Annotated in this window: 14 protein-coding genes; 10 read left to right on the forward strand and 4 right to left on the reverse strand. The window is 60.1% G+C overall.

The annotated features are described in order from the left end of the window. The first annotated feature begins 121 nt into the window (after window positions 1–121). From JNO48_10835 to JNO48_10870, 8 genes are all read left to right on the forward strand, one after another. On the forward strand, window positions 122–2,158 hold the full coding sequence (locus JNO48_10835) for an FAD-binding protein (GenBank protein QTE67686.1): 2,037 nt from the start codon (window positions 122–124) through the stop codon (window positions 2,156–2,158). Window positions 2,159–2,380: 222 nt separating this feature from the next. Beyond that, window positions 2,381–2,821 (forward strand): LytTR family transcriptional regulator DNA-binding domain-containing protein, encoded by a 441-nt coding sequence (locus JNO48_10840; GenBank protein ID QTE67687.1) that lies wholly within the window; start codon window positions 2,381–2,383, stop codon window positions 2,819–2,821. An 11-nt stretch (window positions 2,822–2,832) separates the two neighbouring features. Further along, the gene (locus JNO48_10845; GenBank protein QTE67688.1) at window positions 2,833–3,285 is read left to right on the forward strand and encodes a DUF3021 domain-containing protein; all 453 of its coding nucleotides are present in this window, start codon (window positions 2,833–2,835) and stop codon (window positions 3,283–3,285) included. A gap of 104 nt (window positions 3,286–3,389) precedes the next feature. Continuing rightward, entirely contained in the window at window positions 3,390–3,638 is a 249-nt protein-coding gene (locus JNO48_10850) for a type II toxin-antitoxin system prevent-host-death family antitoxin (GenBank protein ID QTE67689.1), read from the forward strand. Beyond that, window positions 3,622–4,029: a PIN domain-containing protein gene (locus JNO48_10855; protein ID QTE67690.1), complete on the forward strand. Its 408-nt coding sequence runs from the start codon at window positions 3,622–3,624 to the stop codon at window positions 4,027–4,029. Before JNO48_10850 ends, JNO48_10855 begins: the two co-directional genes overlap by 17 nt. A 435-nt stretch (window positions 4,030–4,464) precedes the next feature. Further along, entirely contained in the window at window positions 4,465–6,192 is a 1,728-nt protein-coding gene (locus JNO48_10860) for a proline--tRNA ligase (GenBank protein ID QTE67691.1), read from the forward strand. Window positions 6,193–6,342: 150 nt separating this feature from the next. Then, window positions 6,343–7,986, forward strand: a complete 1,644-nt coding sequence (locus JNO48_10865) for a diguanylate cyclase (GenBank protein ID QTE67692.1) — start codon at window positions 6,343–6,345, stop codon at window positions 7,984–7,986. A gap of 171 nt (window positions 7,987–8,157) precedes the next feature. Continuing rightward, window positions 8,158–9,930 carry an ATP-binding protein gene (locus tag JNO48_10870; GenBank protein ID QTE67693.1) on the forward strand — a complete coding sequence of 591 codons (1,773 nt, stop codon included), beginning with the start codon at window positions 8,158–8,160 and terminating at the stop codon, window positions 9,928–9,930. Between the two features lie 70 nt (window positions 9,931–10,000). Here JNO48_10870 and JNO48_10875 read toward each other — a convergent pair whose 3' ends face one another. Beyond that, window positions 10,001–11,026 carry a hypothetical protein gene (locus JNO48_10875; GenBank protein QTE69750.1) on the reverse strand — a complete coding sequence of 342 codons (1,026 nt, stop codon included), beginning with the start codon at window positions 11,024–11,026 and terminating at the stop codon, window positions 10,001–10,003. A 782-nt stretch (window positions 11,027–11,808) separates the two neighbouring features. Between JNO48_10875 and JNO48_10880 the strand changes: the two genes are divergently transcribed. Both JNO48_10880 and JNO48_10885 read left to right on the forward strand, forming a co-directional pair. Next, on the forward strand, window positions 11,809–11,958 hold the full coding sequence (locus JNO48_10880; protein ID QTE67694.1) for a hypothetical protein: 150 nt from the start codon (window positions 11,809–11,811) through the stop codon (window positions 11,956–11,958). A 228-nt stretch (window positions 11,959–12,186) separates the two neighbouring features. Further along, entirely contained in the window at window positions 12,187–13,092 is a 906-nt protein-coding gene (locus JNO48_10885) for an AEC family transporter (GenBank protein ID QTE67695.1), read from the forward strand. Between the two features lie 55 nt (window positions 13,093–13,147). Here JNO48_10885 and JNO48_10890 read toward each other — a convergent pair whose 3' ends face one another. The 3 genes from JNO48_10890 to thpR are packed head-to-tail and all read right to left on the reverse strand — an operon-like array spanning window position 13,148 to window position 14,523. Further along, window positions 13,148–13,624, reverse strand: coding sequence for a pyridoxamine 5'-phosphate oxidase family protein (locus JNO48_10890; protein QTE67696.1), 477 nt, complete (start codon window positions 13,622–13,624; stop codon window positions 13,148–13,150). Then, window positions 13,599–13,997, reverse strand: a complete 399-nt coding sequence (locus tag JNO48_10895; protein ID QTE67697.1) for an MmcQ/YjbR family DNA-binding protein — start codon at window positions 13,995–13,997, stop codon at window positions 13,599–13,601. Before JNO48_10895 ends, JNO48_10890 begins: the two co-directional genes overlap by 26 nt. Before the next feature lie 7 nt (window positions 13,998–14,004). Next, window positions 14,005–14,523 (reverse strand): RNA 2',3'-cyclic phosphodiesterase, encoded by a 519-nt coding sequence (gene thpR, locus JNO48_10900; protein ID QTE67698.1) that lies wholly within the window; start codon window positions 14,521–14,523, stop codon window positions 14,005–14,007. Window positions 14,524–14,702 lie beyond the last annotated feature (179 nt).

The raw sequence follows: 14,702 nt of genomic DNA on the forward strand, positions 1-14,702 counted from the left end.
AAAGGTTTCCCTTTTCACCTTTATACAGGATTCCTTCTGTAAATGCAAGCCCGATTTGTATATAATAAAAATACAAAAAAAAGCCGGAAGGTCCGGCTATACAAAGGGAGGAATATTTGCCATGGAGAAAAACATTTCCCGCCGTTCGTTCCTGAAGGGCACAGCCATTGGCGCAGCGGGGATTGCCGTTGCTTCCACCGGTCTGAAACTGCAGGAGAGCAAAGCGGAAGACGCCATCGCGTGGGACGCGGAGTATGACGTAGTCGTTCTGGGTTACGGCGGTGCCGGCGCGAACGCGGCGGTCGCTGCGTACGAGAACGGTGCAAAGGTTCTGCTTGCTGAAAAAGCGCCCGAAGGCGCTGAAGGCGGCAACACCGCGGTGTCCGGCCAGTTCGTTATGGCCACCGACGACGCGGACGGCCTGTATGACTACCTGACCACCCTGATGGGCAAGTTCCAGAACTGGGATCCCGACGCTGTGCGCGCGTACTGCGAAGGCTGCGTTGAGAACTACGCCTGGATGACCGGCCCCATGGGCGGCGATCCCGCCATCATTTCCCCGACCGAGCATCCCTCTGCCGGCATGGAAGCCCGCAACAACGACTGGAAACTGGCCGACGGTGAGGAAGGACGCCTGGCCGACCCGTACAAGCTGGGCCGGAAAGACTACTGGTACTACAACTGGGCAGAGTTCCCGGAAATCCCCTCCAGCGTGCACTGCCTGTGCCTGACCGCGACCGGCACCCGTTTCGACCGCGGCTACTACAACCTGTGCCAGAACGCCGTGAAGGCGCGGCCCATCGACGTATGGTTCGCTGCCCCCGGCAAGAAGCTGATCACCGACGCGGAAGGCGCGGTTATCGGCGTGATCATCAACAAGGACGGAGCTGACCTGAAGGTCAAGGCCAACGGCGGCGTCGTGCTGGCCTGCGGCGGCTTCGAGCACAACCAGGAAATGATTGCCAGCTTCCTGCAGATGCCCTATGTCCATCAGCAGGGCGGCCTGTACAACGACGGCGACGGCATCAAGATGGCCCTGGGCGCCGGTGCGGACCTGTGGCATATGTCCAACTCCGCCGGCTTTACCTGGACCCACAAGCGGCCGCACCTGGACGCGGTGAGCCTCTTCGGCGGCCCCAACTCCGGCAGCGGTATCTACGTCGGCCTCGGCGGCGACCGGTTCATGAATGAATCCGCGGCGACCCGTCACGGCCGGATCTACATCGGCGGACGCTGGATCTCCACGCCCATGCCCCTGCCCGCCTACCTGGTGCAGGACAGCGACCAGCTGGCGGCCGGCAAGAAGCTGGTCAGCGCCTTCTCCGACGGATATGTGGACGAACTGAAGACCGGCGAAGTCCTGATGGGCGAAACCCTGGAAGAGCTGGCTGAAGCGATCCGCAACTCCGAAGGCGGCAAGGATGCTCCCGACTTCAGCACCGAGCGCTTTGTGAAGGCGGTCAACGACTACAACAAGCGTTATGATGCCGGTGAGGACGCCGACTACGGCCGTCCCTTCAGCACCATGGTGCCCGTGAAGAAGGGCCCCTTCTACGCCACCAAGATCGGACCGACCTACTTCAACACGCAGGGCGGCCCCCGCAAGAACAAGTACGGCCAGGTTATCAACACTGAAGGCCTGCCGATCGAAGGCCTGTTCGAAGCCGGTGAGATGGGCTCCATCTTCTGCGACATGTACAACGGCTCCGGCAACCTGGGTGAGACGATGGTCTTCGGCCGCATCTCCGGCACCAACGCCGCGAAGCGCGCCAAGGGCGAGTTCAAGAGCGAAGACAAGCCCGTGACCACGTGGGTCGGCGAGATCTACGAGCCCGGCACCACCCGTCCCGCCAGCGCGATCGCTGCGGCTTCCGCCAACGTCACCGGCACCTTCAAGGACGGCGAATATGAAGGCGAAGGCAACGGCATCAACGGCAAGATCAAGGTGAAGGTCACCATCAAGGACGGCAAGATCGAGAACGTTGAGATCCTCGAACAGGCTGAGACCGAAGGCCTCGGCGGCGCGGCACTGCCGAAGTACGCGGCGCAGACGGTTGAAAAGCAGAACCTGGAAGAGATCGACGTGATCTCCGGCGTAACCGTCACCCTCGACGGCTACAAGGAAGCGGTCAACGACGCCCTGTCCAAGGCCCTGTAATTAAATGAAAGTATTCCCAGAGCCAGGGGAATGTTTTCATGGGACCGGAAGACGGTTCCTACTCCGGTCCCGGCTCATACCCGGCACCTGTTTCCGGAAGGAAACAGGTGCTTTTTCATCGAAAAATACCACATATGCATCTATATCTACCACTTATCGGAAATCGCTGGATTTATTCTATGGGCTTCTGTATGATACACCCGTACCAGGGAGGTGGAACACTTGCAGGTTGAAATCAAAATTGACAGCACGGTCCGGGAACCGAAGGTCATCGTACTGACGGACCGGATGACGGATGAGGTGAACGAAATCGTCCGGAAGATTTCGGAAACGGAGCCGGCGATGCTGGCAGGATTCCGGGAGGATACGGTGACGGTGCTGGATCCGGAGGAGATTTACCGGATCTACGCGGCGAACGGCAAGGTGTTTGCCGTGACCGGAAAGGCGGAGTATACCCTGCGGATGCGGCTGTATGAAGTGGAGGAACGCTTCCGCAGGAGCAGCTTTGTGCGGATATCCAACTCGGAGATCGTCAACCTGAAGGCGGTGAGGAGCTTTGACCTGAGCCTCGCCGGAACGATCCGCGTTGCCCTGAAGAACGGAGAGACGGCCTACGTATCGCGCAGGTATGTGGGCAAAATAAAAGAAGCACTTGGAATGTGAGGTGGATGAATATGAAGAAAAAGATTTTGCGGCGCTGCCTGGCCGGTATGCCGGTGGGCGTCATGATCAGCGTTGTGATTACCATTATCATCTCCCTGGCCATCGGGGACGGGAAGTACTACATGGTGTACCCGGACCTGGTGACGGACTGCGGAACGGAGATCGCGGCCGTCATCATCCAGACGCTGTGCTCCATGCTGTACGGCGCGGCGTTTGCCGGCGCTTCCGTGGTGTGGGATACGGACTGGAGCCTGACGAAGATGACGGCGGTGCACTTCCTGATCTGCTCGGCCGCAACGTTCCCGACGGCGTACCTGATGCGGTGGATGAACCACAGCGTCGGCGGCGTGCTGGGTTACTTCGTCCAGTTTGTGATCATCTACGTGGTGATCTGGGTGGTATCGTATTTCGCGACGAAGAAGAAGATTGAGGCATTCAACCGGAAGATCGGCGCGAAGGCGTAAGGAAAATCATGCAGCGGGCGGGGAAGTGTCCCCGCCCGGTTTTTTACTTGAAAATTAGCTAAAATATGATACAATAATATTAGCCAATAAAGGGAGGCATGAGCATGAATGAAACGATTGCAACCGCAACATCCACGGAGATGCAGAATAATTTCGGCCGTTATCTCCAGATGGTGATGAACGGGGCTGAAGTGATTGTGACCCGGAACGGGAAAGAAGTCGGACGCCTGATTCCACGGAAGGCGGCGGTTTCCTACCTGACGGATTCCCTGACCGGAATCCTGAGCGGAAATGAAGACCCGGACCAGGCAAGGGCGGAAAGGCTGATGGAAAAGTATGAGAGTACTGATTGACGGGAATATCATCCTGGATGTCCTGCAGAACCGGATTCCCCATACGGAAATGTCCGCCAGGGTATGGAAGATGTGCGAAACCGGGCTGCTGGACGGATATGTGTCCGCACTGACTTTCGCAAACCTGGTATATGTGATGAGGAAGGAACTGACACCGGCAAAAATCCATGACGTGCTGAACAAGCTGGCAATCATCTTTCACTTCACTGACCTGAGCACTGCCGATATGATGCGGGCGGCGGAGATGGAATGGAGTGACTATGAGGACGCGGTCCAGGCTGCAACGGCGGGCCGGATCCATGCGGAAGCCATTATTACCCGGAACGTACGGGATTACAGGCAGAGCCGGATCCCGGCATTTGCACCGGACGAGTTCCTGAAGAGAATTTGAACGGGGTTGCAGGAGGACGGTCTTCCAAGGCAACCCCAAGAGGAAATGTGACAGTAGGGCTGTCCCCTTGTCACATGTGACAGTAGGGCTGTCCCTCTGTCACATAAATTCCCACTTGCCCAATTCCTTCATATTGAATATAATAGGGCATACGCACAATGACGGAGAAAGCCCCGTGCAAAGGGTATCCCAGAGAGTGCGCCCCAGGCTGGAAGGCGCATATTCCCGGGCGGAAGGCTCCCGCTTCCCGAGTGCGCGGAAGAACATCGCAGGATGGCAATTCCGCCGGCAGCCCCCGATACAGGGCAGAGAGACGGAACGGGAAGTTCCTGTTCCAAGCAAGGTGGTACCGCGAAGCAGCAGCTTCGCCCCTGCGCGGGGCGGGCTGTTTTTTTGCAAAACGACGAGGCCGGACGGCAAGGCGGAGGAAGAGTTATGAAGGTAAGGAACCTGGTATCCAAACGTTTCAAGGAAACCCCGGCGGACTGCGTGATCCCCAGCCAGACGCTGATGATGCGCGGCGGGTACATCAAGCCCGTGGGCAACGGCATTTTCTCGCTGTTCCCCGTGACCAAGCGCATTACCGCGAAGATTGAGAACATCATCCGGCAGGAGATGAACCGCATCGACGGGCAGGAAGTACTGTTCCCGGTGGCGATGCCGGCGGATATCTGGCGGAAATCGGGCCGGTATGACAGCATCGGCTCCGAGCTGCTGAGGTTCAAGGACCGCTCCGGCGGCGACATGGTGCTGGGCATGACCCATGAGGAAGCCGCCGTGCAGCTGATGACGGACGTGGCGGATTCCTACACCCAGTATCCCTTTATGATCTACCAGATCCAGACGAAGTTCCGCGATGAGCCCCGCTGCCGCGGCGGCCTGATCCGCGTACGCGAGTTCACGATGAAGGACGCTTACTCCTTCCACACCAGCCAGGAGGACCTGGAGCAGTACTATATGCGCTGCTACGAGGCCTACAACCGCATCTACGCGCGCTGCGGTGTGCCGGAGGTGGTGGCCGTGGCCAGCGACAGCGGCATGATGGGCGGCAAGGTGAGCCATGAGTACATGCTGCTGACTGACGTGGGCGAGGACACGATTGTGCTGTGCCATGACTGCGATTACCGCGCGAACATGGAAGCCGCACCCTGCCTGATCACCAACGAGCCCGGCGAGATCGCCCCGCTGGAAAAGGTGGACACGCCGGACACGAAGACGATTGAAGACCTGTGCGCGCTGCTGAAGATCAAACCGCAGCAGACCTGCAAGGCCGTGATGTACCAGCGGAACCAGGATGACAGCATCGTGATCGTGTTCATCCGCGGGGACCTGGACGTGAACGAGACCAAGCTGCGCAACTACCTGAAGGCGGAAATCCATCCCGCCGTGATTACCGAAGGCAGCGGCATCCATGCCGGCTTCACCGGACCGATCGGCCTGCCGGAGGGCGTGACCGTGGTGTATGACAAGAGCCTGGAGGGCATCGAGTGGTTCGCCACCGGCGCCTGCGAGGAGGACAAGCACTACATCGGCTTCAACATTGCCCGGGATATCGGCAAGGTGGAGTATGTGGACGTGGCGAAGGCCATTGATGGCGGCATCTGCCCCGTGTGCGGAAAGAAGAGCATCTACACCAGCCGCGGCATCGAGGTGGGCAACATCTTCCAGCTGGGCACCAAGTATACCGAGAGCATGGACATGACCTACCTGGACCAGGACGGCACGCTGAAGCACCCGATCATGGGCTGCTACGGCATCGGCGTGGGCCGGCTGGCCGCCAGCGTGTGCGAAGCGCACCGGGACGACTACGGCCCCATCTGGCCGATGAGCATTGCGCCGTGGCACGTGGAGATCTGCTCCCTGCGTGCGGACCAGCCGGAAGTGGCGGAGACCAGCCAGAAGCTGTATGACGAGCTGACGGCGAAGGGCATCGAAGTGCTGTGGGACGACCGGGCGGTTTCCGCCGGCGTGATGTTCTCCGACGCGGACCTGTTCGGCGTTCCGCTGCGGGTGGTCATCAGCCCCAAGGGACTGGGCAACGGCACGATCGAAATCGCCTCCCGCGACAAGAGCATGAAGGAAATCATCCCGGCGGGCGAGGCCGCGGACTTCGTGGTGAAGTACGTGAAGGACGCGCTGGCCGCGCTGGACTGCACGCTGTAAGACATAAACAAAAGGGAACCGGCAGCGAAGGCGAAATGCCTTCGCTGCTGTTTTTGCACAGATAAAGAAAAGCGGCGCGCAGGCTTGACAAAAGCCGGGAACGGGACTATATAAGAACCTTGGAACTATGACAAGTTGGGAAGATATAACATGGCAGCGAAAGCGGTACGTACAAAATCCATCCGGACCAAAATCACGCTGGTGACGGCATGCGCGATCATCGCGACCATCCTGATTACGACCTTCCAGGGCGCATACGCGATCCGGGGAATCGGCCGGAGCAGCGCGGAGCAGCAGCTCCGGCTGCTGTGCGAAACGGGGCAGAAGCACCTGAACTCCTATTTCACCAGCGCGGAGCAGTCCGTGGAGATGGTGGCGAGCTTCGTGGGGGAGGACCTGGAGAGCCTGGAAGAGGCGGAACTGGCGGAGCATGTGGGCCGGACACGGACGATTTTCGCGAAGACGGCGAGCAAGACCCAGGGAATCCTGACGTATTACTACCGGATTGACCCGGCGGTTTCGCAGGAGACGAAGGGCTTCTGGTATACGAACCTGGACGGGAACGGCTTTGCGGAGCACGAGGTGACGGACATCACCCATTACGACACCTCCGATACGTCCGCCCTGGTGTGGTTCACCGTGCCGAAGGCGACGGGGAAGGCCGTGTGGCTGCCGCCGTATGTGACGGACAACCTGGACGTGACGGTGCTTTCCTACAATATGCCGGTATACTGCGGGGATACGTTCGTCGGCGTGATCGGGATTGAGCTGGACTATATGGCCATCGCGGACCATGTGGAGCATATCCGGCTGTATGACGACGGGTACGCGTTCATCAACGACGACACCGGGTATATCGTGTACCATCCGGAGATGACGGACGAGGAGCTGGAGCTGGAACGGAACCGGCAGTCGCCGACCGGGATGCTGGCGGAGAATTCCCTGATCCGGTACACCTGGAAAGGCGTGGAAAAGGAGGCCGTGTGGCTGCCGCTGGCGAACGGCATGCGGCTGAACGTGACGGTGCCGGTGGCGGAAATCAACGAGGACTGGCAGCGGTGGATCATTGAGCACTGCGCCGCGTCCGCGGTGCTGCTGGTGGCCTTTGTGCTGCTGACGGTGAAGCTGTCCGGGCGGATTGTGAAGCCGCTGACGGACCTGACAAAGGCCGCCGAGGAAGTGGAGGCCGGGAACTACGACGTGGAACTGGTGCCGCACGGGGACGACGAGGTCGGGATCCTGACCGGGGCGTTCAGCCACCTGGTGGCGCACCTGAAATCCTACGTGCGCGACCTGAAGGACAAGGCCTACGGCGACGCGCTGACCGCGGTGCGGAACAAGAGCGCCTTCGACCTGTACCTGCAGCGGCTGCCGGAGCAGGCGGAGAGCCGCGGGGAAAAGCTGGAATATGCTGTCTGCTTCTTTGACTGCAACGACCTGAAGGTGATCAACGATGGGTACGGCCACGAGAAGGGCGACCTGTACCTGAAGTCCACCTGCACGACGATCTGCCAGGTGTTTGCCCACAGCCCGGTGTTCCGCATCGGCGGGGACGAGTTCGCCGCGGTGCTGCAGCACGGGGATTATGAAAAGAGGCACGAGCTGCTGGCACTGTTTGACGAACGGTGCGCGGACCTGCACGCGATGGCCGAGAATCCGTGGGAGAAGGCGAACGTCGCCCGGGGCATGGCGGAGTACGACCCGGAAAAGGACCAGTCCGCGGCGGACGTGGTGCGGCGCGCGGACCAGCTGATGTATGCGCACAAGCGCAGCCAGAAGAACGGCCGGGAATAAGGAACAGACGAACGGGCCGGGAGAAGGACCTCCCGGCCTGTTTTTTGTTGCCCCCAGGCTGCATGTGTGGTATGCTGAAGCGGAATGAAAAGCACGAAAAGTGAAGAAGGATTTCCGGCGGGAGGATTTCCTGGTTTGTATATGACCTGACGCAGGGGAGGGATCTGTGATATGAAACAAGCGGCCTCATCCGACCACAAGCTGCTGACCGGGCTGTTTTTCCGGCTGCTGCCGTTCCAGGTGCTGCTGATTGTGATCAGCGCGGTGAACGGAATTGTGGACAGCCTGTATGCCAGCAACGTGATCGGGAAATCCGCGATGAGCGCGATCGGGCTGTTCGGCCCGCTGAACCATTTCCTGTACGCGATGACGATCATGTTCGTGAGCGGGTCGCAGATGCTGTACGGCCGGTACCTGGCCAAGGACCGGGAAAAGATCAGCGGCCTGTTTACGGTGAATATCATCATCTCCGCCGGGCTGGCGCTGCTGACGTCCGCGCTGCTGGCCGTCGGCGCGGTGACGGGGGCGACCCGGATCCTGGTGGACCAGGAGCCGGACCTGACCATGCTGAACGATTACATCCTGGGGCAGGCGATCGGGATTCCGGCGCTGGTGCTGGGGCAGCAGCTGTTTGCCTTCCTCTCCCTGGAGAACCAGACGAAGCGCACCATGGCGGCCAGCATCACCTGCTTCGCGGTGAACGCCGTGCTGGACCACCTGTTTATCGCGGTGCTGAATATGGGCACGTTCGGGCTGGGGCTCAGCTCGTCGCTGGCCAGCTGGGCTTTCCTGGCGGTGCTGGCGGTATGGTACCTGAAAGGAAAATCCGAGTGGAAGTTCTCCCTGCGGGAATGCCGGTGGGGGGACGCGCTGAAGATCGCGAAGCTGGGATACCCCGGCGCGCTCTCCCGGTTTGTGGAAACATTCCGGTGCCTGATTGTGAACTTCCTGGTGCTGACGTATGTGGGCAGCGTGGGGCTTTCGGCCTTTGCCGCGTCGAACTCGCTGCTGGCGGTGATCTGGGCGGTGCCATTCGGCATGGTGGCGGTGGCCCGGATGCTGTTCAGCATCAGCATCGGCGAGGAGGACCGGCGGTCGCTGATTGACGTGATGCGGATTGTGATGACCCGGGGTATGCTGGTGATGACGGGAATCGTGATCCTGCTGATCGTGTTCGCGGAGCCGCTGACGAGGCTGTTCTACCAGGATCCGTCCGATCCGGTTTTTGAGATGACGGTGATGGGATTCCGGATCCTGCCGCTGTGCATGCTGCCGGCGATGTGGAGCCTGCATTACGCCAGCTACGCGCAGACGATGGAGAAAAAGGCGATGTCCATTATCCTGCCTGTGGTGGACGGGGTGGTGGGCGTGGTGCTGTTCAGCTTTATCCTGATTCCATCGATGAAAATGAACGGGCTGTACACCGCGAATGTGCTGAACGGATTCCTGTGCGCGGCGGTGATCGCAGCCGGCGCGTGGATCGCGGGGAAACGGTTCCCGCGGAATATTGAAGGCCAGATGGCCATTCCGGAAAGCTTCGGCGCCGGGGAGGACGAACGGATCGACATCACCGTGCGGAGCATGGACGAGGTGGTGAACGTATCCCGGCAGGTGATCGAATTCTGCGAAAAGCGCGGAGTGGACGGGCGGCGGTCGTTCCTGGCCGGCCTGTGCATGGAGGAAATGGCCGGGAATATCGTGACGCACGGATTCGGGAAGGACGAAAAGAAGCACTCCGTGGATATCCGCGTGGTCCATAAGGGAGAAGACGTGATCCTGCGGATCCGGGACAACTGCGAAGCATTCAATCCGTCGGAGTATGCACGGCTGATGGATCCGGGCGATATGGGCCGGAACGTGGGCATCCGGCTGGTATACCGCATGGCGCGGGACATCAGCTACCAGAACCTGCTGGGACTGAACGTGCTGACGATGCGGATCTGATTTTTGCGGGGAATATAAAGGCCATCCGCCGGGAAACCGGCGGATGGCTGTTTTTGTTTTGGGTATTGGCTTACCGGGTGCCTTCCAGCGCGGCGCCGCCCACATACAGGGTGTAGCCGTTGCTGATGACGTTTCCGGCACTGCCGGAGAATTCGGAGATATACGTATCCGCGGTGAGGGTCCAGGTGCTGGTTTCATCCAGGGAGACGGATACCGTGCCGACTTCCGACGAAACCTGCGTTCCCTTCGCGTTGGTGATCTCACCGCTGAAGCTTCCCTCGAAGGAAGAACCGCTGGAAAGGGAGAGGGACAGGGTGGAATTATCGCCGACCAGGATGGTTCCGGCCAGGGACTGGGCATCCGCGTTCAGCTCTGCGACGTTGGAGGCGCCGTGCCAGCCGTCATCGCAGACGGAGAGCAGGACGTCGCTGCCTTCATTGTTCAGGGTGACGCCGCTGAGCGAGATGACCGCGTGGGTGTTGGTGACGTGGAACATGTGGCCGCTGAGGCTGCTGAGGGTGCCGCCGGCCATGGTGAAGGCGGAAGTGCCGCTGTCCGCGTCACCGCTCATGGACTGGTAGATCATGATCGAATCCAGGAAGGTGGCGTTGCCGTTGCACATGGTGTTGCCGGCGGTGAGGTTGCAGTTTTCCAGGGTGATGGAGTTATTGCCCTCAATGCACACGCCTTCGGACAGGCTGGAAACCAGGGTTGCGTTCTTCACGGTGACGTCCGCGGTGGAGTAAATGACGGGGGAGCCCAGGCCGCTGGTGGTGTAGGTGCCGCCGTCCACGGAGACGGTTCCGCCGCCACGGTCGGTGCGGATGGCCGCGGAGGAGCGGCCGGAGGTCGCGACATCCAGGTTTTCCGCGATGGTGATGCCGCCGCCGGTGGTCATGATTCCGCCGGAGCCGTCGCCGGTGGTGGTGATGGAGGTATCGGAGATGACGACCGTGGTGCCGTCGCCTTCCGCGCCGTTGCGGCCGCCGTTTCCGCCGTAGGAGAAGACGCCGTTGGCGCCGTTGGCGGAGGATTTGACGGTGGCACCGGTGATCGTGGTGGTGGAACCGCCCATGGCGAGGACCGCCGCGTTCAGGCCGTAGAAGCTGCAGTTGTCACCGCCGTCGGAATCCCCGGACTTGGTGACGGTGATATCGGTGAGGGATACGGCGTCCTTTGTGTTGACGATGAGGGCACTTTGATCCGCGGTTTCCGAGGAATAGGACTGGCCGGCAGTTTCCGCGGCGGAGGTGATTTCTGCGGCCGCGGAATACTCAAAGGAAGAGGCGCGTCCTCCGGGAGGATTGCCGGGCTGGCCGCCGCCGAGGCCTCCGGGAGGGGTCCCGGGCTGGCCGCTGCCGGAGCCTTCCGGCCGTTCAGGGGGAGTGGAGCCACTGGAACCGTCTGCTGATCCGGACGGGGGTTCAGGCGGGTTGGAGCCATTGAAGCCTTCCGGGGGTTCGGGCGGAGTGGAGCCATCGAAGCCTTCCGGGGGTTCGGGCGGAGTGGAGCCGTCAAAGCCTTCCGGGGGTTCGGGTGGGGTGGAGCCGTCAAAGCCTTCCGGGGGTTCGGGCGGGGTGGAACCGTTGAAGCCTTCCGGGGGTTCGGGCGGCATGGCGCTGCCGGAGCTTTCCGGCGCATTGCCGGACGCGGTGTCCTGGGTGTCAACGTCCTCCGCAAAAGCGCTGAAGGCAAAGAGCAGCATGGACAGCGCCAGCAGGACGGATATCAGCTTTTTCATTCAAGGTCATCTCCTTATCTGAGGTTTCTGGATTTCCGGCCGGAATTCCTTCCGGCAGGGTCCATTATCCACACGAACCTTAGGTGAACTTAAAACGGTTTTTTTATTTTCAGAAAGAAACGGGCGGGAAAGGCGCGGTGGCCGGACGCGCGGTAAACAGCGTGATTGAAAGCTGCGAAACCGAAGTGACGCTAGACGGTGAAGCGCTGCAGGCACAGACCGGCGAAACGGACGTGATGTACGAAAGCGCGGACCAGGCCGAAGGAGAGGCGGAGGACGCCGCCTGAGCAAGGCCGGAAAGGAACGGGAACCAGGAGCATCCACCGGGAAAACCGGTGGATGTTTCCTTTTCCGGAAAAGACGCCGGCAGCCGCGGGCAATTTCCCCGGATGAATTCAGCCGGATTGTCCGGATCGGAATCCCGTTTCGGTATTGCATGCGGGCGCGGAAAGGATTAAACTGCACCTGGACTCTGGAAGGGAGCCGGCGCGTGTGCGCCAAAGGAGCTTTTACCGATGATTGACATTCTTACCCGAGCCGGGTGCTTTGTAGCCATCATCCTGCTGGGCGTGATCCTGCGCCGGGTTGGCTTTTTCAAACGGGAAGACTTTAACCTGCTGAGCAAGATCGTGATCCGGATTACCCTGCCGGCGGCGATTATCACCAACCTGGCCGGGCGGGAATTTGAGTATTCCCTGTTTATCCTGGTGGCGATCGGCCTGATCTACGGGATTGTCCTCATGTCCGCCGCGTACGTCATCAACCGCAAGCGGGACAGCGCGGACAAGGCCTTCGCGGTCCTCAACATGTCCGGCGTCAACGTCAGCAATTTCGTGCTTCCCTTTGCGCACGGATTCCTCGGACCCGAAGGCGTGCTGGCTGTGAGCCTGTTTGACGTGGGCAACGGCGCCATCTGCCTGGGTGGGGCATACAGCGTTGCCGGCATGATCAAGGAAAAGCAGAAGCGGTTTTCCGTGATGCCGATCCTGAAGAACCTTGTGAAATCCGTTCCGCTGGTGACCTATGTGATTATGTTCATCCTGTGCCTGCTTCACATCAATCTGCCGGGGCCGGTGGTGGACCTGGCCGGAATCGTCGGAAACGCCAACGCTTTCCTGGCGATGCTGATGCTGGGCGTCGGTTTCCGGATTGACCGGAGCCGGATTCCGGAGGTGCTGCGCATCCTGGTGCCCCGGTACGTGATCGGCCTGGTGTTCGCGGCGCTGTGCTGGTTCCTGCTGCCGGTTCCGGCCGTTTACCGGCAGACGCTGGTGATCCCGCTCCTGGGACCGGTGAGCAGCGCTGTGCCCGCCTTCACCGCCCAGCTGAAGGGCGACTATGAGCTCTCCAGCGCGATCAATTCCTTCTCGATCCTCATCAGCATTGTGATGATCATTGCCGCGCTGCTGATTATCCTCTGAGATCAATGCAAAAGCGTCACCGGAGTGTTTCCGGTGACGCTTTTATGTTTCGGAATCAGGACTCGTTGACGAGTTTCCCGGTCATATGGTCAATTGCCAGTTCCAGGCACTGGACCCGGGGAACGGCATTGGTGAGCTCCTTCTGGATATACGCCTCATCATCTGTAAACTTCCGGCAGATCTGTTCGCAGATCCGGGTGGCTTTTGCTTCGTCGGTGACGAGACTGATCCGCCCGAAGACAACCACGCTGGTGATGTTCAGCGCCCATTCGCCTTCCCGGCGGAATCCGGCGTCGTATACGCAGTAGCTGACCCGGTTGTCTTTGGCCAGCGCGTCGATCTTGTGGCCGGTTTTTGCGCCGTGGAAATAGATTTTCCCGTCTTCTTCACAGTACCAGTGGTCCATGGGGATTCCGTAGGGATAGCCGTCCTCTCCGTGCAGGGAAAGGACGCCCCGCTTCTCCTCCTTCAGGATGCGGATGCACTCTTCTTCGCTGACCTGCTGCTTAAATCTCCTCATCGGCCGGAACATGCTTTCTCTTCCTTTCCTTCACCGCCGTCATCTGCCAGCTCATGGCCAGCAGCGCGGTGATGTCTTCCTTTGGCGCGGACCCGTCCAGCAGGATCGTGATCCACTTGTCCTTGTTCATGTGGTACGCCGGGCGGAACCCGGGCTTTTCCCGCAGGGGACCCGCCACGAACGGATCGCACTTGACGTTGAGGACGTCCACGTTTCCGTTCCGGGGAATCCCCAGGGTGCGGTACGGGATGTTCATGGTGATGGCAAACCATTTGCGGTTGTCCGCGTGGCGGAACACGCAGCTTATATCGTCCATGGGGAACGGGTGGTCCGGTTCCACGCTGTACTCATCAAAAATCCAGGTGGTCAGTTCTTCCAGTGTCATAAGCGCCTCACCATTCCGCGTTCTCCGAACTGCTCCCGATGACCGTATACACCATTCCGTCCTTTCCGCGGTCGGAACGGTACAGGCTTACGTCATCCACGATCATGGAAACCCGGGGGACCTGGATTTCCGACAGGATTACCTTTTCCGGCACAAAGGGCTTCCGGGCCAGGGTGATATGCGGGCTGAAACTCTTCCGGTCGAAGGGGATTCCCGCGTCCGCCAGGCAGTGCCGCACCTGTTTAGCTAGGAGGTCCAGCTCTTCGCACGGCTCCACGCCGGCCCACAGCACATTCGCCTCCGGGAAGATCCCCAGGTGCGACAGCGTGACGCAGAAGGGCTTCTGCACCACCGGCAGGAGCTCCGTGATATCCTCCGGCCATTCGCCGATGAACGCCAGCGTCAGGTGGAGGCCGTCCGGCTCCCGGTATTTACCCGTAACCCCGGCTTCCCGCAGCCGCTGCTGCAGGTCCTCCAGGGCCGCTCGGAACCCGGGCAACGGCTGAATTGCGGTAAACAGTCTCATCTTCTGATCCTCCATACAGGAACAGTTTAAACCTTTGGGAATTCCGGCGCAATATTCAGCGCGGCTTTTTTGAGAATGCTCCTGCAGGAATCCGGTTGAACGGGCGGATTTTCTGTGGTATGCTGATGCGGAAGACCGGTGAAAATAACATATAGGAATGGAAATGAGGGAAAGAATCG

Source organism: Clostridiales bacterium, from assembly GCA_017569285.1.
Taxonomy (GTDB): Bacteria; Bacillota; Clostridia; order Christensenellales; family Aristaeellaceae; genus Aristaeella.

Bases quoted from the DNA above. Each gene is read 5' to 3' on its own strand.
- JNO48_10890 (QTE67696.1), bottom strand. From the start codon at position 13,624: ATGTTCCGGCCGATGAGGAGATTTAAGCAGCAGGTCAGCGAAGAAGAG.
- JNO48_10855 (QTE67690.1), top strand. From the start codon at position 3,622: ATGAGAGTACTGATTGACGGGAATATCATCCTGGATGTCCTGCAGAAC.
- JNO48_10870 (QTE67693.1), top strand. From the start codon at position 8,158: ATGAAACAAGCGGCCTCATCCGACCACAAGCTGCTGACCGGGCTGTTT.
- JNO48_10835 (QTE67686.1), top strand. From the start codon at position 122: ATGGAGAAAAACATTTCCCGCCGTTCGTTCCTGAAGGGCACAGCCATT.
- JNO48_10850 (QTE67689.1), top strand. From the start codon at position 3,390: ATGAATGAAACGATTGCAACCGCAACATCCACGGAGATGCAGAATAAT.
- JNO48_10845 (QTE67688.1), top strand. From the start codon at position 2,833: ATGAAGAAAAAGATTTTGCGGCGCTGCCTGGCCGGTATGCCGGTGGGC.
- JNO48_10895 (QTE67697.1), bottom strand. From the start codon at position 13,997: ATGACACTGGAAGAACTGACCACCTGGATTTTTGATGAGTACAGCGTG.
- thpR (QTE67698.1), bottom strand. From the start codon at position 14,523: ATGAGACTGTTTACCGCAATTCAGCCGTTGCCCGGGTTCCGAGCGGCC.
- JNO48_10885 (QTE67695.1), top strand. From the start codon at position 12,187: ATGATTGACATTCTTACCCGAGCCGGGTGCTTTGTAGCCATCATCCTG.
- JNO48_10865 (QTE67692.1), top strand. From the start codon at position 6,343: ATGGCAGCGAAAGCGGTACGTACAAAATCCATCCGGACCAAAATCACG.
- JNO48_10860 (QTE67691.1), top strand. From the start codon at position 4,465: ATGAAGGTAAGGAACCTGGTATCCAAACGTTTCAAGGAAACCCCGGCG.